General features: G+C 60.2%; 23 protein-coding genes. 15 read left to right on the top strand and 8 right to left on the bottom strand.

Annotated elements, in window-relative coordinates; all coding sequences use genetic code 11:
• Positions 1-252: 252 nt before the first annotated feature.
• The 7 genes from lgt (at position 253) to AC1DE4_RS26970 (ending at position 6,957) form a co-directional block, all read left to right on the top strand.
• On the top strand, positions 253-1,134 hold the full coding sequence (lgt, locus tag AC1DE4_RS26940; protein WP_025661719.1) for a prolipoprotein diacylglyceryl transferase: 882 nt from the start codon (positions 253-255) through the stop codon (positions 1,132-1,134).
• 25 nt (positions 1,135-1,159) lie between these two features.
• On the top strand, positions 1,160-2,260 hold the full coding sequence (locus AC1DE4_RS26945; protein WP_025661718.1) for a class I SAM-dependent methyltransferase: 1,101 nt from the start codon (positions 1,160-1,162) through the stop codon (positions 2,258-2,260).
• 95 nt (positions 2,261-2,355) lie between these two features.
• Positions 2,356-3,150, top strand: coding sequence for a peptidoglycan editing factor PgeF (gene pgeF / locus AC1DE4_RS26950; RefSeq protein ID WP_025661717.1), 795 nt, complete (start codon positions 2,356-2,358; stop codon positions 3,148-3,150).
• 5 nt (positions 3,151-3,155) lie between these two features.
• Positions 3,156-4,307, top strand: coding sequence for a M24 family metallopeptidase (locus AC1DE4_RS26955; RefSeq protein ID WP_025661716.1), 1,152 nt, complete (start codon positions 3,156-3,158; stop codon positions 4,305-4,307).
• 82 nt (positions 4,308-4,389) lie between these two features.
• On the top strand, positions 4,390-5,220 hold the full coding sequence (locus AC1DE4_RS26960; RefSeq protein WP_477883912.1) for a hypothetical protein: 831 nt from the start codon (positions 4,390-4,392) through the stop codon (positions 5,218-5,220).
• Positions 5,221-5,326: 106 nt separating this feature from the next.
• Positions 5,327-6,259: a ribose-phosphate pyrophosphokinase gene (locus AC1DE4_RS26965; protein WP_018857228.1), complete on the top strand. Its 933-nt coding sequence runs from the start codon at positions 5,327-5,329 to the stop codon at positions 6,257-6,259.
• 98 nt (positions 6,260-6,357) lie between these two features.
• Positions 6,358-6,957, top strand: a complete 600-nt coding sequence (locus AC1DE4_RS26970; RefSeq protein WP_084659813.1) for a Kazal-type serine protease inhibitor domain-containing protein — start codon at positions 6,358-6,360, stop codon at positions 6,955-6,957.
• Positions 6,958-7,062: 105 nt separating this feature from the next.
• Here AC1DE4_RS26970 and AC1DE4_RS26975 read toward each other — a convergent pair whose 3' ends face one another.
• The 4 genes from AC1DE4_RS26975 to AC1DE4_RS26990 form a co-directional block, all read right to left on the bottom strand.
• Positions 7,063-7,740 (bottom strand): peroxiredoxin-like family protein, encoded by a 678-nt coding sequence (locus AC1DE4_RS26975; RefSeq protein WP_018857229.1) that lies wholly within the window; start codon positions 7,738-7,740, stop codon positions 7,063-7,065.
• An 87-nt stretch (positions 7,741-7,827) separates the two neighbouring features.
• Positions 7,828-11,085 carry an adenylate/guanylate cyclase domain-containing protein gene (locus tag AC1DE4_RS26980; RefSeq protein WP_025661714.1) on the bottom strand — a complete coding sequence of 1,086 codons (3,258 nt, stop codon included), beginning with the start codon at positions 11,083-11,085 and terminating at the stop codon, positions 7,828-7,830.
• A gap of 122 nt (positions 11,086-11,207) precedes the next feature.
• On the bottom strand, positions 11,208-12,659 hold the full coding sequence (locus tag AC1DE4_RS26985; RefSeq protein WP_025661713.1) for a hypothetical protein: 1,452 nt from the start codon (positions 12,657-12,659) through the stop codon (positions 11,208-11,210).
• 83 nt (positions 12,660-12,742) lie between these two features.
• Positions 12,743-14,821, bottom strand: coding sequence for a putative bifunctional diguanylate cyclase/phosphodiesterase (locus AC1DE4_RS26990; RefSeq protein ID WP_477883915.1), 2,079 nt, complete (start codon positions 14,819-14,821; stop codon positions 12,743-12,745).
• A gap of 337 nt (positions 14,822-15,158) precedes the next feature.
• Here AC1DE4_RS26990 and AC1DE4_RS26995 point away from each other — a divergent pair, with 337 nt between their 5' ends.
• From AC1DE4_RS26995 to AC1DE4_RS27015, 5 genes are all read left to right on the top strand, one after another.
• On the top strand, positions 15,159-15,773 hold the full coding sequence (locus AC1DE4_RS26995) for a 50S ribosomal protein L25/general stress protein Ctc (RefSeq protein WP_018857233.1): 615 nt from the start codon (positions 15,159-15,161) through the stop codon (positions 15,771-15,773).
• A 186-nt stretch (positions 15,774-15,959) separates the two neighbouring features.
• Entirely contained in the window at positions 15,960-18,320 is a 2,361-nt protein-coding gene (locus AC1DE4_RS27000; protein WP_025661711.1) for an EAL domain-containing protein, read from the top strand.
• A 22-nt stretch (positions 18,321-18,342) separates the two neighbouring features.
• Positions 18,343-19,062 (top strand): substrate-binding periplasmic protein, encoded by a 720-nt coding sequence (locus AC1DE4_RS27005; protein ID WP_018857235.1) that lies wholly within the window; start codon positions 18,343-18,345, stop codon positions 19,060-19,062.
• A gap of 90 nt (positions 19,063-19,152) precedes the next feature.
• Entirely contained in the window at positions 19,153-19,869 is a 717-nt protein-coding gene (gene pth, locus AC1DE4_RS27010) for an aminoacyl-tRNA hydrolase (protein WP_018857236.1), read from the top strand.
• Between the two features lie 2 nt (positions 19,870-19,871).
• Positions 19,872-20,381, top strand: a complete 510-nt coding sequence (locus AC1DE4_RS27015) for a GNAT family N-acetyltransferase (RefSeq protein WP_025661710.1) — start codon at positions 19,872-19,874, stop codon at positions 20,379-20,381.
• On the opposite strand, the gene clpS is transcribed toward AC1DE4_RS27015, so the two are convergent.
• Positions 20,327-20,638 carry an ATP-dependent Clp protease adapter ClpS gene (gene clpS / locus AC1DE4_RS27020; RefSeq protein ID WP_025661709.1) on the bottom strand — a complete coding sequence of 104 codons (312 nt, stop codon included), beginning with the start codon at positions 20,636-20,638 and terminating at the stop codon, positions 20,327-20,329. The two genes, AC1DE4_RS27015 and clpS, sit on opposite strands and share 55 nt — an antisense overlap.
• A gap of 181 nt (positions 20,639-20,819) precedes the next feature.
• Here clpS and ychF point away from each other — a divergent pair, with 181 nt between their 5' ends.
• On the top strand, positions 20,820-21,923 hold the full coding sequence (gene ychF / locus AC1DE4_RS27025; RefSeq protein WP_018857239.1) for a redox-regulated ATPase YchF: 1,104 nt from the start codon (positions 20,820-20,822) through the stop codon (positions 21,921-21,923).
• Between the two features lie 23 nt (positions 21,924-21,946).
• On the opposite strand, the gene AC1DE4_RS27030 is transcribed toward ychF, so the two are convergent.
• Positions 21,947-23,026 (bottom strand): hypothetical protein, encoded by a 1,080-nt coding sequence (locus AC1DE4_RS27030; RefSeq protein WP_477883917.1) that lies wholly within the window; start codon positions 23,024-23,026, stop codon positions 21,947-21,949.
• Positions 23,027-23,107: 81 nt separating this feature from the next.
• Between AC1DE4_RS27030 and AC1DE4_RS27035 the strand changes: the two genes are divergently transcribed.
• Together AC1DE4_RS27035 and AC1DE4_RS27040 are read left to right on the top strand one after the other, a co-directional pair.
• The gene (locus AC1DE4_RS27035) at positions 23,108-23,578 is read left to right on the top strand and encodes a MaoC family dehydratase (protein ID WP_025661707.1); all 471 of its coding nucleotides are present in this window, start codon (positions 23,108-23,110) and stop codon (positions 23,576-23,578) included.
• A complete protein-coding gene (locus AC1DE4_RS27040) occupies positions 23,575-24,042 on the top strand; it encodes a MaoC family dehydratase (protein WP_025661706.1) in 468 nt (155 codons plus the stop codon). The genes AC1DE4_RS27035 and AC1DE4_RS27040 overlap by 4 nt, the downstream gene beginning before the upstream one ends.
• Positions 24,043-24,051: 9 nt before the next feature.
• Here the strand turns inward: AC1DE4_RS27040 and AC1DE4_RS27045 are convergent, their stop codons facing one another.
• Positions 24,052-24,594, bottom strand: coding sequence for an adenine phosphoribosyltransferase (locus AC1DE4_RS27045; protein WP_018857243.1), 543 nt, complete (start codon positions 24,592-24,594; stop codon positions 24,052-24,054).
• Positions 24,595-24,711: 117 nt separating this feature from the next.
• Positions 24,712-25,092: cytochrome c1 (locus AC1DE4_RS27050; RefSeq protein WP_477883920.1), on the bottom strand; the 381-nt coding region annotated here is incomplete at its 5' end.

Raw genomic sequence — 25,092 nt, forward strand, 5'->3', positions numbered from 1 at the left:
GTTAGGGCCACTTCGGCCCCTCAAGAATGAGGTAGGGCTTCGCCGCGGAGGATGCAAGCGGTTTGCTCTGGATAAGCCAGCCGGCGGCCTCTGATCGCCAACAATCGACTTGACCGCTCTTGATCGCAGCGCCATCTTCCGCCCACATCAAGCTCGGCGCGCCTTCAGAAAGTCGCAAAGGACGCCTTGAACTGAACCGCGTCAGACGCCCGATTCCATATTCCGGGCTTTGCGCCACCGAATGGGACAACCTTGCCGACAGCAGCCAATTACATGGCGATCATGCCGTTCCCCGAGATCGACCCGATCGCCTTTTCGCTCGGCCCCCTCTCAATTCACTGGTACGGACTTGCCTATGTCGCCGGCATCATGCTCGGCTGGTACTATGCGCGTCAGATCGCCGGGAACAACAAGCTGTGGCCGGGCGACGTGTCCCCGATCACCAAGGTGCAACTGGACGATTTCATCATCTGGGTCGCGCTCGGCATCGTCCTCGGCGGCCGCATCGGCTACATCCTCTTCTACGACATGCCTGCTGTCATCGAGAGCCCGATCCGGGCGATACAGATATGGAATGGCGGCATGTCCTTCCACGGCGGCCTGACGGGCACCACCATCGCGATGATCGTCTTCGCGCGGCGCAACAGCATACCGATCTGGAGCCTGTTCGATATTGTCGCAGCAGTCGTCCCGATCGGCCTGTTCTGCGGCCGCGTCGCCAACTTCATCAATGGAGAGCTTTGGGGGCGCTTGACCGATGTGCCTTGGGGCATGGTTTTCTGTAACCAATATATCGAGCGGGCCGACGGTTACTGCCCCGGCGGCGACTTTGTTCGCCACCCCAGCCAGCTCTACGAGGCAGGTCTGGAGGGCATCGTGCTCCTCCTGGTTCTCGCCATGCTGATCTACGGCTTCCGCGCACTGAAGACCCCTGGCTTCGTCACCGGCGTTTTCGTCTGCGGCTACGCGCTTTCCCGCATTTTCGTCGAATTCTTCCGCGAACCGGATGCCCAGCTGGGCTACCTGCTGGGCACCAATTGGCTCACCATGGGCATGGTGCTTTCCACGCCGATGGTATTGCTGGGAATCTGGGCCATGCTTCGCGCTCGCCGTCAGGCTGCCCTGCAGCACTGATCGCAGCCGGACAGGAGGGGCATTCATGAGCACCGCGCTCGGTGAGAAGATCAAGGCTATCATTCAGGCGAACGGCCCGATCAGCGTCACGGACTTTTTTTCGCTGTGCCTCGCCGACCCCGAACATGGCTACTACAGGACCCGCGAGCCTTTTGGCCGCACAGGTGACTTCGTGACTGCACCCGAGGTAAGCCAGCTTTTTGGCGAGATGATCGGCGTCTTCATCGTCCATGCCTGGCAGCGACACGGGACGCCCAAAGGTGTCCGTCTCGTCGAAATCGGTCCCGGTCGCGGCACGATGATGTCGGATATGCTGCGCGTCATTTCCCGTATCGCGCCGCCGCTTTTCGGAGACATGACCGTGCACCTCGTCGAGACAAGCGAGCGGCTGCGCGACATCCAGCAGGAGACGCTGGCGTCCCACGGCGACAAGGTCAGCTGGCATCAGGGCTTCGATGAAGTCCCGCCGGGATTCTCGCTCGTCGCGGCAAATGAGTTGTTCGATGCGATTCCGATCCGTCAGTTCGTGCGGACGCCGGCGGGCTTCCGCGAGCGGATGGTGGGCGTCGACGCAGCAGGCGAACTGACATTCGGCGCCGGCGTGGCCGGGATCGATTCAAGCCTCCTCCCCTGGCCGGAAGAGGACGTACTCCCGGGAACAATCTTCGAAGTCTCGCCGGCGCGCCAGTCGGTGATGCTATCGATCTGCGATCGCCTGAAAGAACATGGCGGGACGCTTGTCGCCATTGACTATGGGCACGTTGTGAGTGGCTACGGCGACACGCTACAGGCGGTGCGCATGCATGAGTATGATCCGCCGCTGGCGCATCCCGGTGAAGCGGACCTGACGAGCCACGTCGATTTCCAGGCATTGGCACAGACCGCCACTGCGGCCGGGGTCCAGGTCAACGGCATGCTTCACCAGGGCGATTTTCTCGTCGGCCTCGGCATTCTCGATCGCGCTGCCGCGCTTGGCCGGGATCGAGCACCACATACGCAGCAAATCATCCAGACCGCAGTCGACCGACTGGCCGGCGAAGGTGAAGGGCGTATGGGCGAACTCTTCAAGGTGCTGGCGGTCTCGCACCCGACGGTGGATTTGATGCCCTTCCGTTCGGTGGATTGACAGCGCGAGCGCCGCTGGGCCAACATCCGAGGCAATCGACCAGGCATTGCCATCCAGTAAGGCGCACAAGCATTCAAGCAATTTTGGAAGTTCTAATGACGCAAGCAGCATCTCCGGCACCGATCCAAAGCGCGCTGCTGAAAGAGGCAACCGGTGACGCAATTCTCCATGGCTACTTCACCCGGCAAGGCGGCGTTTCGGACGGCATTTATCGCGGCCTGAATGTCGGCCTCGGCTCGCACGATGAGCGCGAGAAGGTTCAGGAGAATCGCCGCCGCGTGGCTAGCTGGTTTGAATTGCCTGTCGAGCGTCTCGCTACTGTCCACCAGGTACACTCTCCCGATGTGGTCGTCGTCGACAGGAACTTTAACGGCTCCCGCCCCTCAGCGGATGCGTTGGTAACGGCAACTCCGGGCATAGCGCTCGGGGTGCTGGCTGCCGATTGTGGGCCAATCCTCTTCGCCGATTCGGAAAACGGTGTCATTGGCGCCGCTCATGCAGGTTGGAAGGGTGCCCTTACCGGTGTTTTGGAAAACGCGATCGACACGATGGTCCAGCTTGGCGCGAAGCGCGAAGCCATCGTTGCCTGCCTCGGCCCATCGATCAGCCAGGCGAGCTACGAGGTTGGGCCGGAATTTGTGGAACGCTTTGTCGCTCAGGATCCATCTTACGAGCGCTATTTCGTGCCATCAGGAAAGCCTGAACACGCGATGTTCGACCTCCCTGCCCTGACGATCGACCGGCTGCGCGCCGCCGGCATCCGCGCAGAAAGCCTTGGGCTCTGCACCTATCCCGATGCCGAGCGTTTCTTCTCGTACCGCCGGACCACACATAACAAAGAGCCGGACTACGGTCGGCAGATTTCTGCAATCGCAATCAGGGAGATTTGAGCGGTATGGCCTTGCACTTCGACCGACCCGAATTCGCCGTCCGCCTCGCGCGTCTGACAGACAAGATGCGCGAAGAGAAGCTGGATGCCCTGCTGCTGTTTGCCCAGGAAAGCATGTACTGGCTGACCGGCTACGACACCTTCGGCTACTGCTTCTTCCAAACGCTTGTCGTCAAGGCCGACGGGACGATGGCGCTGATCACGCGCTCTGCCGACCTGCGTCAGGCGAAACACACCTCCATTCTGGAAAACGTGCAAGTCTGGGTCGACCGCGTAAATGCCGATCCGACCGTCGACCTTCGGAACCTGCTGGTCGAGATGGATCTGCTCGGAGCCAGGATCGGCGTCGAATACGACACCCATGGCATGACGGGCCGCGTAGCCCGGATGCTCGACGCGCAGTTGACGTCGTTCGGCCAGATCGTCGACGCGTCCTATCTCGTCAGCCGCCTGAGACTGATCAAGAGCCCAGCCGAAGTCGCCTATGTTGAACGCGCTGCTGTATTGGCCGACGATGCGCTTGATGCGGCACTCGCGCTGACCAATCCCGGCGCAGACGAAGCGGATATTCTGGCCGCGATGCAGGGCGCCGTTTTTGCCGGTGGTGGCGACTATTCCGCGAACGAATTCATCATCGGCTCTGCCGAGGACGCCCTGCTTTGCCGCTACAAGGCCGGCCGCCGCAAGCTCGATACCAACGACCAGTTGACGCTCGAATGGGCAGGCGCCTACGCGCACTACCATGCGGGAATGATGCGTACCGTCGTCATCGGCGAACCGAGCTATCGCCATCGCGAACTCTTCAACGCCTGCTTCGAAACCATCCAGGCAATCGAAACGGTATTGAGGCCGGGCCACAGCTTCGGCGACGTCTTCGATATGCATGCGAAAATCATGGACGAGCGCGGCCTGTCGCGCCATCGCCTCAATGCCTGCGGCTACTCGCTGGGCGCCCGTTTCTCGCCATCCTGGATGGAGCATCAGATGTTCCATGTCGGTAATCCGCAAGCAATCGAACCGAACATGTCGCTCTTCGTGCACATGATCATCATGGATTCCGACACGGGAACTGCGATGACCCTCGGGCAGACTTATCTCACGACGGACAACACACCCCGCGCGCTTTCCCGCCACTCTCTGGATTTCATCAACGTCTGAGACAAGAATCCGGAATTGACACAGACCGGCACCGGCCTTCATAAAGTGCATGGGGCCGGCACTGGGAAGGATGTAACGAGGGATGACGCGAGTCGCGACTGCGCCAGTGCTCCTTGCCTGCTTTGCCCTAACCGCCTGCAACACCACCGACGCCTTGGTCCCGCTGGTCGACATCGGCGATTCCTCACCAAACATTCGCTCATCGCCGGTAACGCAGGGCGACGTGGAACGCATGGCAGGAACCCAGCCCCGCCAGCAGGCCTTTGCCGCCCAGCAGCGGTCGAACGGATATCATCCCGCCTACAGCCAGGCGAGCTATCGCCAAGGTTCAGGCGCACCGCCTACCACGATGGAAGCCCAGGCGATGGCCTTGGAAAGCGATATGCGCTCGCCGGCATCCTCCGTGCCAATCAAGGCGCAGACCCTGCCGGAGCCAATATCCAACGCCCAGGCCGAGGAAGAAGACATGGTGGAAGCGCCCGCTCGCGAACCGCCTAGACAGCAAACCCAGACTGCCATGCTGAATACGAGTTCGTCCTCGGCAGGTGGGACGACCGTCCGCTTCCTTCCGATCATCGGGGCACCGGTTCAGGCGGTTACACCGCTTTCGCGCCAACTCGGAGCGGAGGCCCGCTCGCACGGCCTTTCCATCAAGAGCTCGAACGACAGCTCAAGCGCCTACATTCTGAAGGGATACCTCTCCGCCTTTTCCGACAGCGGCAAGGTCACCGTGGTCTATGTCTGGGATATTCTCGATGGCAGCGGCGCGCGCCTGCACCGCATCCAGGGACAGGAAAGCGTACCCTCGGAGGCGCAGGATCCCTGGGCCGGCGTTCCCGCCTCGGTTATGCAGCAAATCGCCTCGAAAACCATCACCGACTTCTCAACGTGGCGCGATGCTCGCGGCGGTTAAGCCACAAGGTTTTTAGAAATATGAGCGCAGATGACGCCTTAGCCCTTGCATTCAGGAGCAAGCTGGCTAAAAAGCGCGGCTATCAGCAGGAAATAGGCGGACCAAGATGAAGGTTTTCGCAGGCAATTCGAACCGGCATCTCGCCGAAGCGATCTGCAGCTATCTCAATGTGCCTTTGGGCAAAGCCAGCGTCAGAAGATTTGCCGATCAGGAAATCTTCGTGGAAATTCAGGAAAACGTTCGCGGTGAAGACGTGTTCGTCGTCCAGTCCACGTCTTTTCCGACGAACGACCATCTCATGGAACTGCTCATCATGATCGATGCGATGCGCCGCTCGTCCGCGCGCCGCATAACTGCGGTTCTTCCCTATTTCGGCTATGCCCGCCAGGATCGCCGTGCCTCGGGGCGCACGCCGATCTCCGCCAAGCTCGTCGCCAACCTCATAACGGAAGCCGGCGCCGATCGCGTGCTAACCCTCGATCTGCATGCAGGCCAGATCCAGGGCTTCTTCGATATTCCGACGGACAATCTCTACGCCATCCCGGTCCTGACCCGTGATATCAAGGCCAACTACGACATCAGCAACGTCATGGTGGTTTCGCCTGATGTCGGCGGCGTTGTTCGTGCCCGCGCGCTCGCCAAACGTCTCGACTGTCTCCTGGCGATCGTGGACAAGCGCCGCGACCGCCCGGGTGAATCCGAAGTCATGAACATCATCGGCGAAGTTGAAGGCAAGGACTGCCTGCTGATCGACGACATCGTCGATTCCGGCGGCACGCTCTGCAACGCAGCCGATGCGTTGCTTGCCAAAGGGGCGGCAAGCGTCACCGCCTATATTACCCACGGCGTTCTCTCGGGGGGCGCGGTCACCCGCATCACCTCGTCGAAGCTTCGCGAGCTCGTCATCACCGACTCGATCCAGCCGACGACGGCTGTCCAGTCAGCTCACAACATCCGCGTTGTGAGCACGGCGAGCTTGATCGGTGAAGCGATCAACCGCACCAGCCAGGAAGAGTCGGTTTCCAGCCTGTTCGACTGAAGCGTTTCAAAACTTTCAACACCGCAGACGTTTGATCTTCCCCGAAAATGCAACTTGAGCTAGGATTTGAAAAGAAATCTAGCTGCAGGGGAAGAGTCATGACGCTCGCCGGTTTCCTGTTGCCTCGGAAGATCGCCCTGTTTGGGCTCATTTCGCTTCTGTCTGCCTGCACTGCCGACGTAGGACCCAATTATTGGCGCCCGCCACCTCGCGCGCCCAGTCCGCAGATATGCACTCTGGAATACAATCCCGTCTGTGGCCAACGCGGCGGACGTGTCCAGACCTTCGCCAGTGCATGCCAGGCGCGTGCCAATAACTTTACAATCATCAGCCGTGGCCAGTGCCGCCGGCCGCCTCCGATGACATCGCGTCCGACACCTCTTCCGTCGAGGCCGCAGGTGTGTACCATGGAGTACGCTCCGGTCTGCGGCCAACGCAGCGGACGTGTTCAGACCTTCTCTAACGCGTGCCAAGCTCAAGCAGCCAACTTTACGGTCATCAGCCGCGGCCAGTGCCGCCGCCAGCCCGGCATAACAGTGCGCCCTCAGCGTCCGCCACCGCCGCGGCCCGGTGGCATATGCACGCGTGAGTACCGCCCAGTCTGCGGCCAACGAGGTTCACAACTGCGCACCTTCTCGAATACCTGTGAAGCTAACAACAGCGGCTTCCGCATCATACGCCAGGGCGCATGCAGGTAATGAAGTGGCGACCCTGACAAGTCGGCTTCCGCTTATGCGGGAGCCGAACTCCGTTTTTCGAAACGAGTAAAAGCGCGACAAGCGGATCTGACTGACCGCAGTCGCTTAGGCAGCAATGTTTGACGCGGCCGACATGACCTCCTCGGGAGCAGGTACGCCGAACATACGTCGGCCATCGTCGGCCACCTCGGTAAAGCACCATCTGACGACGCCGTCGCGGTCAAGAAGGAACTCGCCGACCAGTTGGCCCTCACCCGTCGCAATCATCCGCTTGTCGTCGTCCGTGAACTCGTAACCATCGGCATTGTCGAGGTATTCAACAGCCGCCAGCGGGGCCATCGGCTCAGGCAGGTCAGGCATATCGACGCGCATCGACGTTAGCGTGTCGAGGCTAACCTTGTAGGGCCACGCTGTTTCCGATTGCGTGAACTCGATGTTGGGAAGCCCGAAGGCGCGATGCGATACCCTGTCGGGATCGGAGGCCGCCAGCAGATTGGGCAAGGGATGATACCGGAAATAGAGGCGTGCCCGATCGATAGGCGTATTGACCACCGTCAGACTTTCGATGCCCTTTTGCTGGAGGTCGCCCGCCAGGCTCGCCATCGCGGCGATTTGCCGCCTGCAGAATGGACAGTGGAGCCCGCGAAACAGGCCGACCAAAACCGGCTTCTGTCCTCGGAAGTCATCGATCGATATCTTGCCCTGACGCGTGATCGCATCGAGAATGACGTTCGGCGCGCGGTCACCGGGCTGCAGCGGTCTCTCGCTTTGATTTTCGGGCATGGCACCCTCCTTCATTTGCGCGTCGGCGAGCAAGCCGAGCAGAAGAAAAAATAGCGAAAACTCAGCACCTTACCTGCCGGCATTGATTCAATCCAGGAAGGGCAGCACGACCAGCGCGTCGGGATCCAGCCCATGCCTGACGCAAACATCCTGCGCGAGCGAAAAGTAGCGCTCCGCCTCGGCCATATCGTCCTTTTCCAGGTTCAACGTCGCAAGCCCATCATAGCATGGAAAGAGAAGCTGTGGCTCGCCGATTTCACGCGCGAGCTGAAGCGCTTCCTCGTAGTAGTTCCGAGCCAAGTCTGGTTCCCCGTGACACTGATGGATCTGTCCGAGCACGATGAGGGGCACCGCCAGGTGATCGCGCTGATCCAGCGCCCGGTCGATCTCGATCGCTCTTTCAGCCGCCGGCACTCCCTCCTTGGCACAGTTGTCGGTGAAGGTGCAGCAGGCGACCGCGAGGTTGGCGAAAAGCCGGGCTTGAAAACCGAGGTCGGAGATGCGCTTGGCAACATCGAGGCCCTGGCGACACACATCGATGGCACGCCGCGGATCGACGATCGTATAGAGAACGCCGAGATTGGAATAGGCGCGACAGGCCGCGCCGAGAAGCCCCGCCGTTTCGGCAACCTCCAGACTTCGCTCGACTTCGCGCACCGCCTCGCGGTGCCGCCCCAGCCGCGCCAGCGCCACCCCCTTTGTATTCAGCGCCTCCGCTCGCACCTGCGCAGCTTCCGAGGCCACGGAGCCTTCCCCATCCAATGTTGCAGTGTTGAGGCAGGACAGTGCATCATCGGCCCAACGCGCGGCAGCGTTCTGATCGCCCTTGCGGAAGGCCAGATGCCCACGCTCCTGAAGCAGATGGGCGAGTTCGATGGGTGCATTGCTCTCGCTCAACAGCGAGGCGGCCTGCGCATAGTCGGCGTCCGCAAGATCACTTCTGCCCGCAGCAAGATTGAGGCGGCCGAGCTTGCGCAGGATCCGCGCCGCACCCGGCTGATCACCAGCTTCCTTTAAGGTCGTCAGTGCGCGGCCATAGTGTTCGCGGGCCGTTTCCCGCTCTCCCGCCGGCCCGCAGAGATCAGCGAACCGTTCATGAAGAGCAAGCAACTCCGAACCGGCTTGCGGGTTATCCGAAATTGCCGCAAGCGCCTCGCGGTAGAGGCGCATCGCATCGTCGTTTGCGTAGGTCTTGCGGGCCAAATCGCCCGCGGCCATGAGGTATCGGACGCCCTTGCTCACCTCGTCGGCCCGGCAGTAGTGACGGCCGAGTTGTGCGATATCCTCGAGTCGAGCGGGTATGCCGTAATGTATTCTCTCGATCGCGGCCCCGATACGGGCATGCAGCTCCTTGCGGCGCTGTAGCAAGAGATTGCCATAGATGGCATCGTGCAATAGCTGCTGCGGGAAGCAATAAGAGATCGCCTTTGCCGAAGCAGCACCAGGCGTTTCCTCAACGACCTCGGCCTCGCAGAGATAATCCAGCCCACGCTCGACACGCTCTGCATCCGATGCGACGGCGCGAAGCAATGCCAGATCGAAGCGTGGACCTATAACGGCAGCTTCCTGCGCCAAACGCTTGACGTCGGGCGGCAGGCGGTCGACGCGCGCCAGCAGCATCGCCTGCAGGTTCATCGGCACCTCGGTTCCCATTTCGCCACCCGCCATGCGCCAGCATCCGTTCTCGAAATGAAGTGCCTCGGTCTCGATCAGCGCCCGTACGATCTCCTCGATAAACAGCGGATTGCCGCCCGCTCGCGCGAGAATTCGTGAGCGCGTCTTCGCAGGCACGGAACTGTCCACGCCAAAGAATTGCGTCAGCAGAGCCTCGCCATCCTTACTCGAAAGCGGCGCGAGCCGCATGACGGTGCGGTTGATCCGGCTTGACTCCAGGCCTTCGCCCTCGGCAACCGACCGCCCTGTCGTCAGCATCATCAGGCGCGTACGTTCGAGCCGGTCCAGGACGAAGCGTAGCGCCTCGATCGAAGCGGCATCCGCCCAATGGAGATCCTCTACCACCAGCAGCAGTGGGCTTAGCGACAGCCGCCGTTCAAAAATCGTACGCGTGGCGTAAAAGATCTGCCGCCGCAACTGCTCTGGCTCGACATACCGCAGCGCTCCATCCGGATCGCCGAGGCCCAAGACATGAGAAAGGAGCGGCGTCAGACCCGCGACCTCGCTCTCGCTAAAACCAAGGTCGACCAATCCCGCCGCCAGCAGTTCGGCCGTCCGGGCTGCGGTTTCCCGCTCAGCTATCCCGTAGGCGCTGCGCAGAACCGATGCTAGCGTCCCATAGGATTGCTCCCCGAGGGGTGAGCAGACGGCACGCCGTACCACCACCTGCCTGAACCGCTCGGCTTCGGCGACGTTCTGCAGAAACTCCTTGACCAATCTTGACTTGCCGATGCCAGCCTCACCGACGAGCTGGACGAGTTGCGCATTGCCGCCACTGGCGCGATCCAGGCAATTGGACATCCGCGACAGTTCCGAGTCACGCCCGATGAGTTCGGCGTGCAGGCCTAGGCTTTCCAAACCGCGCGCGGCGTGAGGCGTCTCCATCCGTCCGAGGAGACGATGTACCTGTACATTTCCCGTCTTCCCGCGAAGGGCAAGCGAACCGAGATTGTCGAACGCGAACGCGTGCCGCGTCAGACGGTAGGTTACCGGGCCTACCAGTATCTCGCCTGGACCCGCCATCGTTTGCAATCGTTGGGCCGTATTCACTGTATCGCCGGTCACCGAGTAGGATCGCGCAGCCGCCGCTCCGAAACCACCGCTGACCACCGGCCCTGTGTTGATGCCGACATGCAGCTGCAGCGGATCTCCACCGGCCAGATCCAGCCATTTGGCGCCAAGGCGGTCAGCACCCGCAATCATGTCGAGTGCTGCGCAAAGGGCACGATCGGGATCGTCCTCATGTGCTGTCGGGGCCCCGAACAGCGCAAGCAACGCGTCACCGACAAACTTGTCAACATAGCCGCCATAAGCCTCTACGGCCCGCGTCAACTCCTCGAACAGTTCGTTCTGCAGCGAGCGCATCAGTTCCGGGTCAGTTCTCTCGCTGAGCGCAGTAAAGCCGCAGAGATCGGCAAACAGAACGGTCAGCGGACGCCGGTCGGCGGCATCGTCAGGCATCGATGTAGGCGGGACTGTACGCGGCGGCGGTTCGGCAGGAACTGCACGACCTTCGGCCGGGCCAAGAGGTGTTCCACATTTTGGGCAAAACGCAAAATCGGGCTGGCATGTCTCGCCACATGAGGCGCAGACGATCGGTTGTCTTGCGCCGCACTTCGGGCAGAACGCAAAACTACTTTCGATCGCAAAACCACAGGCGGCACAATTCATCGGCCTGCCTCTCTGAGCGCACCGGCCTCACCTAGAGAGCCGACACTGGCAGCACAGCATGGACCTGCCGGGGGCGCCCCGCAAGGCCCCTCGCCTTGAGCTGCAAGGCTAACGTAGCAGGCTCAATCCGCGCCCTTGATGACCTGGCCGTTGATCGTGACGGAGCCGTTTTGCGCAACGCTGATATCCCAGCGTTGACGCCCGTCGGGATCAGTCTTCGCAAAGCCCTTGGCCATCATCAGGCCGAACGACACCTGATTGAGCTCGGCGTTGGTCTTCGCAAGCTCCTGAACGGCGGCAATCGTCTTGTCGAGATCACGCGCCAGAACCGTCGCTTCCATGGAATAATCCTTGGAAGTATCGACCCGTCCGCGGACCTTTGCGGAAATCTCGGCATCGTAAACGCTCGAGACCGCGGTGATCTTCGGGAACTCCATGACCAATTCGCCGCCCTTGAAGAGCCGCTCGACCGCCTTCTTGCCGCTGTCTTCTGACGATGCGCCGCTGAAATCGACCTTGAGAAACTCATCGCCGAACGCCGCAAAATCCATGTTGGGTATCGCCAACTGCAGCTGCAATTGCCGGGGCACGAAGTCTGAATAGGCCGCAGGAACGATCGCGCTCGCGAAACTTATTTGATCCGCCGTCACACCCACTCCAAAGCGCGTCGCGTCGGTCGCGCCGTCGAGTGCAACCTCATAATTGAGGTTCTTGGCGCCACCGTTACCCGCGGCACTCGACACTGTGAGATTGTTGAAGTCGATCGTTTCGTTGAAGCTCGTCAGCAACGGAAACGCGTCACGAAGCATTTCCTTCAACTTCTCGCCGTCCGCCACAGCAAGTTTCTTCTCGTCGGCGTGGTCGGCCACGAACATGATGATGTCGCGAACCTTGTTCACGGGCAGGCCGTTCACCGCCGCTGCGAAATCGATTGTGTCAGCGCGGATTTCGACCGGAGGCACTTCGCGACTGCTGATCTTCTCTAGGAATCCCGCGGCCGAGCCGCTGGTGGCAAAATTCGTCGTGCCGGCCGCAGCACCCTCCGACGACGTCAGTTTGTATTTCATGCTATCAAAGCCGGCGCTTACTTCCTCGGCTTCGGTCTTGGATGAGAAATTCACGGCCTTCGTAGAGAAGTCGCCCGAGCGGAGATAGCCGATCGCCGGGTCGAAAACGCCACTGAAAATGAAGGTCTCGATGATGTAGGCAAATTCCGTCTTTGGCTGTCCCGACGCCTTGAAGCTGCCAGACACATTGAGGGAATTGTTCCCCTCCACGCTCCACAGACCGGTATCCAATCGCGTTGCGAACATCGACCAGGGCGTCAAGCCGGTGACTGTAAAGCTGCCCGGATCGATGCTCTTCAGAAGCTTCGCAAAATCATAGATGATCTCGTAGCGTGTCCCAGCCGGATTGACGGTCACGAAACCGTCTTTCGCCACTCTCTTCGGCAGCAGTCTCGTCAGGCTTTCTTGAACCTGCTTGGCCCCAGCCTGGTTGATGTCAGCGGCATAGGCCGCAGATGCCAAGGCGAGCGCGATCGTACTCGTTGCCGCAATAAGATTGAGCCGCATATCCGAACTCCTCCGCCGCTTGTGTTTTGCGAGCATGTGAGGTTTCCACGCGGCGGATGTCAAGCCGTGTTGCAGTGCGGTGGTCAGGCCGCCGCATCGGCCCTCGAAGCAACGACCTGGCGATCTGTCGCGCCTGTTCCATCGCCATTGACGAGGGCCTCGATGTCTGGACGTGGCATCGGCTTTCCGAAGAGGAAGCCCTGCACCTGAAGGCAACCTTCGCGGCGAAGGAAATCGACGTGCTCTTCGCGTTCTACGCCTTCGGCGAGAACCGGAATATCAAGGCTCTGTGCAAGAATGAGCGTTGAGCGAACGATCGCTGCCGACTGCTTGTTGGTGACGACGCCATCGACAAAAGCACGGTCGATCTTGATCTTGTCGAACGGGAAGCTCTGAAGCGTGGAGAGAGACGAATAGCCGGTGCCGTAGTCGTCCATTGCCACCTTGACGCCGAGCTCCTTCAGCCGGCGGATGGCGTTCAACGCGTGCCCGTGGTCGGCAATGATGCCGGTCTCCGTAATCTCGAGTTCGAGGCGTGGCGGCACCAGACCCGTTTCGGCGAGAATCTGCTGTACAATCTGCGGCAGGCGGCTGTCTGCGAGCTGTTGGGCCGCGACATTAACCGCTATGCTCAAGGGGTTCTTCCAGCTGGCCGCTTCCACGCAGGCGTTACGCAACACCCATTCGCCGAGCTCCATGATGAAACCCGTTTTCTCGGCGATCGGGATGAATTCGACCGGCGAGATGTAGCCGCGCGTCGGGTGTTTCCAGCGCAGCAACACCTCGAAACCCAACACCGCACGTGTCATGGTATCGTTCTGCTGCTGATAAAAGAGTTCGAATTCGCCCCTCTTCAGCCCTTCGCGCATCTCGATCGCCAGCGCACTTCGTTCCCGCGCTGCTTCGTCCATCGAGGGATCGTAAAAGCAGATACTGCTCCCTGCCGTCGTCTTGGCACGATACATGGCAACGTCAGCCTGCGAAAGCAGGTCATCGACGGTGCGCGCCTTATCCGGAAAGCTGGAGATGCCGATGCTGGACCCGACGCTAAGCGACTGGCCGTTCCACTCGACCGGTCGCTCGATCTCGTCGAGCAGGCGCTGCGCAACACTTCTGGCCTCGGAGCGGCCAACGTGATCGCGCATGACGACCACAAATTCATCGCCGCCGATCCGGGCCACGAACTGTCCCTTTTGCATGACCTTCACCAGCCGCTCGCCGATCGCCCGCAGCACGGCGTCGCCAGCCGCGTGACCATGCACATCGTTGATCTCCTTGAAACGATCGAGGTCGAAGCAGAGAGCGGCGACATTCCAGCCGATTTCATGGGTCCGTTTGGTCACGGTGGCGAGATGTTCGTTCAACGCCGCGCGGTTTGCGAGGTTCGTCAGTGGATCGTGAAGCGAGAGATGACGATAGCGAGCGACGGCCGCTTCCGTCGACTGCATGTCGATAATGTAGGTGGATGCTCCGAGGAGCAGGATGATGACCATGACGGTACCGACCAAGCTGGTCATCACGCCCACCGAGAGAATTTCTCGAGGAACTGCGACCGTCACATCCGGGACGATCGTCATGCCCGCCATGCCGAGGAAATGCGTGGAAACGATCGCAAGGATCAGCGGCAAGGCCGCCCCAACCGGGCTGAAGCGCGCCGTCGGCCGTACAACCCGGCGCGCCATGAGCGCGCCAAAACCGGCCGCCGCAATCAGCGAAGTAACGACATAGGCAGTATTCCATTGGACCTCGCCGGCCACCTTGTAGCCGGCAATACCGACGTAATGCATCGCTGCGACACCAAGGCCGACGATTGCGCCCCCGGCCTCGACAAGCGCGTCCTGGCTTCGCATCGAGGCGACCGAAAAGCCGATCATGGCGGAGGCGATGCCGGTGAAAAGCGACAGCAGCGTCAGATCCGACTCATAACCGCTGAGCGTCGGCGCGCGGAAGCCAAGCATGGCGATGAAATGGGTCGTCCAAATTGTCGCGCCGCCGACGAACCCTGACAGGAACAGCCAATTGAATTTCTGGAACCCATGGGTGCGCCGAACCCGCGAAAAAAGCCTTACCGTGAGTAGCGAGCCAAGCAGGCAGATCACGGTTGCAAAGATCAGGTGCGGCCAGCTGTGTTCGGCTGCAATGCAGGTAAAGAGACGTGGCATCGGAGAGACCAGGTTGCGTTTTGGCCTTCATAACCGCGCCGACATTTTGTATTACTTAATCTCTGGGGGAAATCCGGCCGTATAGTTAAGCCTTCGCGATCCGCTTCAACTTCTGCAACCGTTGCCTGGTACCACTCGCCAAGTGCTTGTCCCGCACCATGATCCGCGCCACCAGTAAGGCACCAGCTTGCGTTTCCGTCACATCTATACTATAGCGCACGCGTCCGCGCAGACACCCTTGGAGGCAACGCGGATGAGGATGGGGTAACCCGCCTCCAGTTCCGCGGCAAGCATAGGCCTCCGCGGGGCTCTCCAAATAACCTCGGAAGGAAAAGTCATGAGCCACGAAAGCTACGAGCTCAAGGCCGAGGCGCGCGAACGGGTTGGTAAGGGGTCCGCCCGTGAACTTCGCCGCAACGGTTTGATTCCCGCTGTCATCTATGGTGACAAGCAGGCCCCCATTTCTATCGCTCTCAACACCAATGAGGTGACGAAGCGCATTCATGCCGGTGGTTTCATGACCACGATCGCGACCATCGAGGTCGACGGCAAGAAGTACAAGGTTCTGCCGAAGGACTACCAGCTGGATCCCGTCCGTGACTTCACGATGCACGTGGACTTCCTGCGCGTTTCCGGCAACACCCAGGTCACGGTTGAAATCCCGGTTCACTTCATCAACGAAGAGAAGTCCCAGGGTCTCAAGGCTGGCGGCGTCCTGAACATCGTTCGTCACGAAATCGAAGTTCACTGCCCGGCTGATGCGATCCCGGAATTCTTCAACGTTGACCTGAACGGCAAGAAGATCGGCGACAGCATCCACATTTCCGACCTTACCCTGCCGAAGGGTGTAACGCCGACCATTTCCGATCGCGACTTCACGATTGCGACGGTCATCGCCCCGGCTGGCGGCGTTGACGAAACGGTTGCAGAAGAAGGCGAAGCAGAAGCCTGATCGCTTCCATAATTTGTAAAGCATAGGGCCCGCTTTCTCTCGAAGGCGGGCCCTTTTCATTGGTTGCAAGGAGCCTGTTTCAGCAACATTTAATACATTTCATGGAAGCATGCCGGTACGTTTTTGAAAGACCCACGGGCGTCGAAAACCGTGAATGCAAAGTGCGGATGGGAGCAAAACGGAACAATGCACAATTCCGTTGAAAATCGTTTTTTGGCAATCATTTGCGGAGCTTTGCTGCTCTTCGTTGCTCCACTGTTCGTCCTTTTTCTTTTTCTTTCTTCCGAGCGCGCAGACAAGGAAATACGCGACCACATCTCGGTTCTTCTTGTCGCCAATTCTCAGGCCCTCGCCAAGCCGCTCTGGGACCTTGATGATGACAGCGTGACGCAGATCAGCGCGACGATCGTTTCGCAGGGCGCGATCGTCAAGGTCCAGGTTCGCGACCAGTCCGGCCAGCTGGACGTCACGCAGTCGACCATACCGAAGTCGTTCAACGGCAACCTCGTCCAGGTGTCGCGCGCGATCATATACAACACGATCGACGGCCCGAAGAACCTGGGCACGATCTCCGTGTTCTATCCAGCGCTCGGTCTCTTCTCCGGCCTCAAGCACGAAGAGATCGTCTTCATGTCGATCTTCATCTTCGCGGTGCTGGCCGTCTTCAGCGCCGCCTTGATCGGCAATCGAATCTTCATCATCCGGCCACTGATGCGCCTGACGGCAGCCGTCGAGGCAACCCGCCAGCTGGGCTCGCGTCATCACGTCAACTGGCAATCGAACGACGAGATGGGACGCCTCGCCAGCGGCTTCAATGAGATGCAGTCGAAGCTCGAAAGCGAGGAGCGCGAATTGAAGCTCGCGCATCGCCGTGCCGTCGACATTTACGACCTGACGCCGGCGATGCTGTTCTCGCTCGACGAGGATGACCGCATAACCGCGGTCAGCGACTATTGGCTCGTCGCGACCGGCTATGAGCGGCCGCAGGTGGTCGGCCGCAGGTTTGCAGACCTCGTTACACCAGATACGCGTGAGGCCTTCCTCGGGCGCAAGAATGACCTCGATGGCAGCGCCGCATTCGACGTGACGGTCAAGTTCATATGCGCCAGCGGCAGCATCATGGATGTGCTCATCCTCGAATCGACAGCAGCCACCGCGGGTCATGACCGGCTCTCGCTGTCGGTAATGACCGATGTCACCGAGCTGAAAGCTTCCGAGGCACGCAATCACGAGCAAGCAATCCGCGACCATCTGACCGGCCTGCTGAACCGTCAGGGTTTCGAGTCCGTGCTCGATACCAAAATTCAGCAGGCGGACGCGCTCGGTCAGGAACTTGCCTGCCTGTTCGTCGACCTCGACCGTTTCAAATGGATCAACGACAATCTCGGCCATGCCGAGGGTGACAGGGCTCTTCGGGAGTTTGTCGACCGATTGAGGATGCATCTGGCGCCATCGGACCAGGCGGCACGCCTGGGCGGCGACGAATTCGCAATCCTTCTGCCGGCAAAAGATGCCGCGCGGCGGGCGGGCGCGATGGCCGATCAGATCGCCTCCATCTTTGTCGAGCCGTTCGGTCCGGACCTGCACTTGAGCGCCAGCGTCGGCATTGCCATCTACCCGCGTCATGCCGCGAACGCTGCCGAGCTGTTGCAGAAGTCTGACATGGCCATGTACGCGAAGAAGCGCGACGGCAAGAACGGTGCGCAGCTCTTCGACAACCGCATGATGGACCACACTAGGGCTCGCGCCGAAATCGAGACCTACATCGAGGCAGGCCTCGCGGAGGATTGGTTCGACGCCTATTTGCAGCCGATTGTCAGCCTCAACGGCCGCGGAGTCGCCGGTTTTGAGGCGCTGATGCGCCTGAACCATCCGCAAAAGGGTTTGATGGCGCCGGCCGAGATCATCAATGTCGCGGAGGAGACGGGCAAGATCATTCGCGTCGGAAATGTCATTATGGAGAAGGCGATCGCCCACCTTGCAGCCATTTCCAGGCTGCCGGGCATGCAGGACAGCTATCTCGCCATCAACTTCTCTCCTTTGCAGTTCGAAGCCGCCCTGCCCGCGCGCCTTGCCGCATTGCTTGGCCGCCATGGCATCCTCCCGCAGCGCATCGTCGTCGAAATCACGGAGGCAGTGTTGATGCATAACAATCCGCTGATCCGCACTATCGTTACCGAGATGCGCCGCTTCGGCTGCCGGATTGCCCTCGACGACTTCGGCACGGGCTATTCGTCGCTGAGCTATCTCAATCGCTTCCCGGTCGACATCATCAAGATCGACCAGTCGTTCACCCGGTCAATAAACGACGCCAACGACGACGTTCGCCAGAAGAGCCGCACGCTGGTGGAGAGCATAACGACGCTGTCCCACAGGATGGGCTGCACCGTTATCGCCGAGGGTATCGAGACCGAGGACGAATGCCACACGCTGCGCGATATGGGCCTCGACTTCGGTCAGGGATACCTATTCCATCGTCCGCAGCATGCCGCCGCTCTGATCGAGCGCCTGTCAGCGTCGGGCCAGCTCATCGCACGAGCTTCGTGAACCGGGGAAGAAGAGCAACACGATGAAGAGACTGCTGCTTTCTATTCTGTTGAGCCTCGGTGCCTCGACACATGCCATTGCCGCCGGCGTCACACTCGCCACGGAGGAATACCCTCCCTTCAGCTACCGCGACGGAAAGACCGTAAAAGGCGCGTCGGTCGAGCAGGTCGAAAAAGTGATGAAGGACGCCGGGATCGACTACACGATCGAGATGATGCCTTGGGCCAGGGCCTACAATCTTGCCCAGACCACCCCTATGAGCTGCGTCTTTACGACCGCTCACAATGCGAAGCGCGACCCGATGTTCAAATGGGTCGAACCCTTGCTGGTCGATCGCAACATCCTCATCACCAGAACGGGCTCCGGCGTGGCAGCCAAGGATCTAGAGGAAGCCAAGAAGTATACGGTCGGTACCCAGCGCGAAGACTATACGGAGATGACACTGAAGGAGAGCGGCTTCACGAAGCTCGACGTCACCACTGACTTCAATTCGACGCTGCGCAAGCTGCTCAATGGCCGCATCGACATGATGCCTATCACCGAAATCTACTTCGAGAAGCTCAAGGCAGAACAACCCTTGGAGAAGGTCACGGTGCTTTCCACGCAACAAATGGGGATCGCCTGCGAAAAGGACTTCCCTGGCGACCTGCTGGCCAAGATGCAGGCGGCGCTGGACAAGCTGATTGCCGACGGCACGCAGAAGTCCATCTTCATCACGTATGGCCTGAGCCCCGCAGACTGATTTTTCAGCGTTTGCGGTCTCGCCGTCTTGACTTTGACGCCGTTTCGCGGTGGTGAACGCATAAAGCACATTGCAAGGAATGAACGAGCCATGCTTGTTATCGCGGGTCTCGGCAATCCCGGTGGCAAATACGCCGGAAACCGCCACAACATCGGCTTCATGGCCGTCGATGCCATCTACCGCCGCCATAGTTTTTCGCCCTGGTCGAAGAAGTTCAAGGCCGAGATCGCCGAAGGCGAAATTGCAGGCGAGAAGGTGCTGCTCATCAAGCCGCAGACCTATATGAACCTCTCGGGCGAAGCCGTCGGCGAGGCCATGCGCTTCTACAAGCTGCAGCCGGCCGACCTCGTCGCAATCTACGATGAACTCGACCTGCCGTCAGGCAAGGCACGCCTCAAGACGGGCGGCGGCCATGGCGGTCACAACGGCATCAAATCGCTCGACGCTCATTGTGGCAAGGAATATCGCCGCCTGCGGCTCGGCATCGGCCACCCTGGTGTCAAGGAATTGGTGCAGCATCACGTGCTCGGCGACTTCGCCAAGGCCGATCAGGCTTGGCTCGAGCCGTTGCTGGATGCACTTGCCGATAACGCCGACATGCTGGTTCGCAAGGAAGACTCCCAGCTGATGAACAAGCTGGCACTTGCACTCGGCGGCAAGGCCGAAGAAGAAACGCCGAAGCCAGAGAAAAAGCCGGTGGCGAAGTCTCATATCCGCGCGGCCCGCAACAACAACCAGCCGAAGTTGCCCACAACAGGACCAATGGCCGAAATGCTGAAGAAGATGTTCGGCAACAAGGGTGATTGAGTATGTCAATCGACGAACTCGTCATTCGTTCCGCCGAGGCCGCCGACCTTCCGAGCCTGCTTGCTCTCTACCATGACCTAAACCCTGCTGATCCGGTCATCGACCGCGAGCGTGCCGAAGAGCGGTTCGAAGCGATCCTCGCGCAACCGGGAATGACTGTCTTAGTCGGCATCGCGGGTCAGGCCGCCGCTTCGTCCGTGACGCTGATCGTCGTCCCCAACCTGACCAGGAATGGTGCATCCTATGCGCTGATCGAAAACGTCGTCACGGAGGCCCGCTACAGGCAGCGGGGCTACGGACGGGTGCTTCTCCAGCACGCCATCGAAACCGCATGGAAAGCAGGCTGTTACAAGGTGATGCTGCTAACCGGCTCGAAGGATCCTGCGACGCTGCGCTTCTACGAGAACTGCGGCTTCACGCAGGACAAGACAGGCTATCAGGTCCGGCGCGCCGACAACTACTCCTCCGGCTCCGCCGTCAACATCAGCGGAAAACCGGCCTCCTTGGCATAATCCATCGCCTCCTTGACCTTCGTCTCGGCGATATCCTTCGTGCAGACCACAACAACGCTTGATCCCATCTTGTGCGCCGTCATCATCACACGGTAGCCGGTCTCCTCACTCATGCGGAAGACGACCTTGAGGATCATCACCACGAATTCGCGCGGCGTGTAATCGTCATTGAAAAGGATCACCTTATAGAGCTTCGGCCGGTCCAGCTTCGGCTTCGACTTTGTCTTCGGTTTAAGGGCAATATCGTTGTCACTCATCGGAAACCCACCCGTTGATGACATGGAGAGGCGAGAACGTTCGCCGATGTCTATATTGCGCTGCAAGGGCGGGCGTTCAACCCCTCAGAATGCAAGAGACTTGCGCTAAAAGCTTGACCGCAAGGCGCGTTTTATCCCATAGCCAGCACCAACGAATTCAAGAACAGCAGGTTTTCAGGCCATGGGCTTCAAATGCGGTATCGTCGGTCTGCCGAATGTCGGCAAATCGACACTCTTCAACGCGCTCACCAAAACGGCAGCAGCGCAAGCGGCAAACTATCCCTTCTGCACGATCGAGCCGAACACCGGCGAAGTCGCCGTTCCAGATCCCCGCATGCAGAAGCTGGCGGCAATCGCCGGCTCCAAGGAAATCATCCCGACCCGCATCTCCTTCGTCGACATCGCCGGCTTGGTGCGCGGCGCGTCGAAGGGTGAAGGTCTCGGCAACAAGTTCCTCGCCAACATCCGGGAAGTCGATGCCGTCGTGCATGTGCTGCGCTGCTTCGAGGACGACGACATCACCCACGTCGAGGGCCGCATCAACCCGGTCGGCGATGCCGACACGATCGAGACCGAGCTGATGCTCGCCGACCTCGAAAGCCTTGAGCGCCGCGTCGAGCAGACCCGCAAGCGCGCCACCGGCAAAGACAAGGACTCGATGGCACAGCTGCCGGTCATGGAAGCCGTGATCAAGCTGCTGAACGAAGGCAAGCCCGCACGCCTGCTCTTGAAGACGCTGGCGGCCGAGGAGATCGAGATCCTCAAGGGCCTCAACCTCCTGACGTCGCATCCGGTCCTTTATGTCTGCAACGTCGCGGAAGCCGACGCTTCGACCGGCAACGAACACACAAAGGCAGTCGCCGCCATGGCCGAGAAGCAGGGCGCCGAATGCGTCATCATCTCGGCCGCGATCGAGTCCGAAGTGGCCCAGCTTCCCGAAGAAGAAGCAACCGAGTTCCTATCGGCGCTCGGCCTCGAGGAAGCCGGGCTGGACCGGCTGATCCGTGCCGGTTACCATCTGCTCGACCTGATCACCTATTTCACCGTCGGCCCCAAGGAAACCCGCGCCTGGACGATCGTTCGCGGCACCAAGGCGCCACAGGCTGCCGGCGTCATCCACACCGACTTCGAACGCGGCTTCATCCGCGCCTTCACCATCTCCTACGACGACTACATCAACTTCAAGGGTGAAGTCGGCGCCAAGGAAGCAGGCAAGGGCCGTGACGAAGGCAAGGAATATGTCGTCCAGGACGGCGACGTGATCCACTTCCGCTTCAACACCTAAAGCGGAACCGAGGCGACTGCCGCCTATGCCGGCGGCAGTTTCTCCTGGATCGCAACCGGCAGCCGGCGCATCACGAACCGCCGAAGCGGCATCCATCCGGTCCCAATGACGAGCACGATCACGCCAACGGTCAGAAGCGTGATGTAAATATAGGTATCGACGCGCGCGTCCCCCTGGCGGAAGATGCCGTAGACAGCAAAGCCCAGCGATACCAATCCCGATGTTACAAAGGCACGCCGGTCGATGACAAGCCCGATCAGCATGAGCGCGATGACGGTCGCGATGACCACCGGCGTGCGAAACGACACGGTCTGCAACGCGGCAAGCGTACCGCCGCTGAGCCCCGCAAGCGAAATGACGCTATAGAGCAAAGCCGGCGCGGCACCCAAATGAAGCCAGAAGGCAACGTCGGAATTGACTGTACGACGCAGCGGGTCCCGCGGGTCGAATGTCATGGCCAAGGCAAAAAGACCGACCGCACACGCGATCGCGATGATCGACAACACGTGCGGATGATTGACCTCGAACAGAGGATCGCCGGTCAGCCAGCCAAGCGCGCGCAGGACCAACTGCAGAAAGACCACAGCCGCCCCCATGATCGTCAGGGCAAGCGCGAGCGGTACGCGATAAAGCAGATAGAAGAGCCCCAGCACGACTGGAAAGGCAAGGGTGTACTGCAGCGCAACGTTGCCACCTATCGCAACGAAGGAAAGTGAGTCGTCCAGCCACTGCGCGGCCGAACTTGCCGTCCAGACGGCAAGTGCGATCGTTAGCGCAACGGCCGGCAACGCCAGCCTTTGACGCCGAACAAGGATCTCGGCAAGGACAACGATTGCCGGCAGCACGGCATAGATCGAAGCGATGCCCCAAAGGCCGGCCAAAGCTACGATGATGCCGATGGTTATCAGGACGTCGTGAAAGCCGCGCACGAAGCTCGGCGTTTCGGTATCCGAAAAAGGCGCCAACGGTCTGTGCAATTCGGGCGAAGGCTGATCGACCTTGACGCCGCGCGCAATCAGGAACGGCAGTAGCCGGTCAGCAGCCTGGCGCGCAATGATGCCTTCACGCTCAGCCTCATCGAGGATCAACTTCAGTTCTGGCATGTTCAAAATCTCGTGGGAATCGTTGAGTCGCGTCGAATGCTATTGTAGTCGTTCTGAAACTCCTACGAGGTGAAGAAGAATTTGTCCGATCAGAAACTCGCCTTTGAAGATTTTCAGCCGGGTCGGCGTTTTGCGCTCGGCCCGAGAGCAGTAACGGCAGAGGAGATCATCGAGTTCGCGCGCGAATTCGACCCGCAGCCGATGCATGTCGACGAGGCAGCGGGCCGCGCCAGCATTCTCGGTGGACTGGCGGCATCCGGCTGGCACACGTCCGCGCTGTTCATGCGCATGATGGCGGAGAGCTTTCTCGTCAATTCGTTCTCCCAAGGTGCGCCCGGTGTCGATTTCATGGAATGGCGAAAGCCTGTCCTTGCCGGCGATACGCTCTCCGGCCATTCGACGGTCATCGAGTCGCGCGCGCTGCGCTCGAGACCGGGCATCGGTATGGTGAAATTTCGCCACGAGGTCGAAAACCAGAAGGGCGAACTCGTCTGCCTCTCAGAGAACTCGATCATGTTCGCCCTGCGTGACATGCTGGAGAAGACCGCATGATCATGGCTGAACGCTACGCCAGTGGCGAAAAGACAGAAATCGGCAGCTACCTGTTCACGGCCGAGCGCATCGTACACTTCGCGGAGCGCTTCGACCCGCAGCGGTTCCATTTGGATGCCGAGGCAGCGAAGTCTTCGCTCTTTGGCGGCCTTTGCGCGTCGGGATGGCACACCTGCGCGGCATGGATGAAAACCTTCGTTGCCTACTGGAGCGCGGAATGCGTGCGACTGGCAAGCGAGGGTATCAAGCCGCCCAAGCTTGGCCCCTCTCCCGGCTTCACGAAACTTCAATGGCTCCGGCCGGTCTTCGCCGACGAGGAAGTGACCTATTCCGTCACGCTGCTTTCGAGCCGCCCGCTGGTGTCCCGCCCGGGGCGTCGCTTGAACACCATTTTTTGCGAGGGGGTGCTCGCTGACGGCACGCCGGTGGTCCGGTTCGAAAGCACCGTCATCGAATTTGAATAGTCGCGGGCCTCAGTGGCCCGCGAATTCCACCAGCGTGCGAACGTCCACGCCAAGCTCTTCCAGTTTTCGGCGACCGCCAAGGTCCGGCAGGTCGATGACGAAGCAGGCAGAAACAACCTCCGCCCCCATCTGCCGTAGAAGCTGCGTGGCGGCGACGGCCGTTCCTCCGGTCGCAATCAGGTCGTCGACGAGGATAACCTTCTCGCCCGGCTGAACAGCATCCAGGTGCATTTCCATCTCGTCCACGCCATATTCAAGGCTGTAAGCAACGCGCACCGTATCGCGTGGCAGTTTGCCTTTCTTCCGGATCGGCACAAACCCGGCGGAGAGCTGGTGTGCGACGGCTCCGCCCAGGATGAAGCCCCGCGCTTCGGTTCCGGCAATCTTGTCGATCTTCAGGCCCGCATAGGGTTGGACCAGTTCATCAACGGCGCGGCGGAAGGCACGCGGATTGCCGAGAAGCGTGGTAATGTCGCGAAAAATGATACCGGGCTTGGGGTAGTCCGGGATGGAGCGGATGCTGGCTGCTAGCTCCGAAATCGTATCACTCATGGAATGTCCGTATTCTGCAGGGCTTCAATTCGGCTGCACCCTATCAACTGCCAGTGCCGGAACCAACAAAAAAGGCGGCCCGAAGGCCGCCTTTCCCTAAACTCTGGGGCAAATCCCTCAGTGTTCCTTGTTTGCGTAGACGGAGCGCTTGGTCAGGTAGATCAGTCCGGAGAAGATGACCAGGAAGACCATGACCATGAAGCCGGTGCGCTTGCGCTCCTCGAGATGCGGCTCGGCGGCCCACATCAGGAAGGAAGCGACGTCCTTGGCGTACTGGTCGACCGTCGCCGGCGATCCGTCGTCATAGGTGACCTGGCCGTCGGAGAGCGGCTTTGGCATGGCGAGAGCGGCAGCACCGGCGAAGTACGGGTTGTAGTGCGTGCCCTCGGCCACCTGGAYGCCGGCCGGCGGCTGCTGGTCGTAGCCGGTCAGCAGCGAGTAGATGTAGTCCGGACCGCCTTCCTGATAGCCGCCGACGAACGGGATCATGTCGATCAG

Source organism: Rhizobium sp. 10N414, from assembly GCF_056394785.1.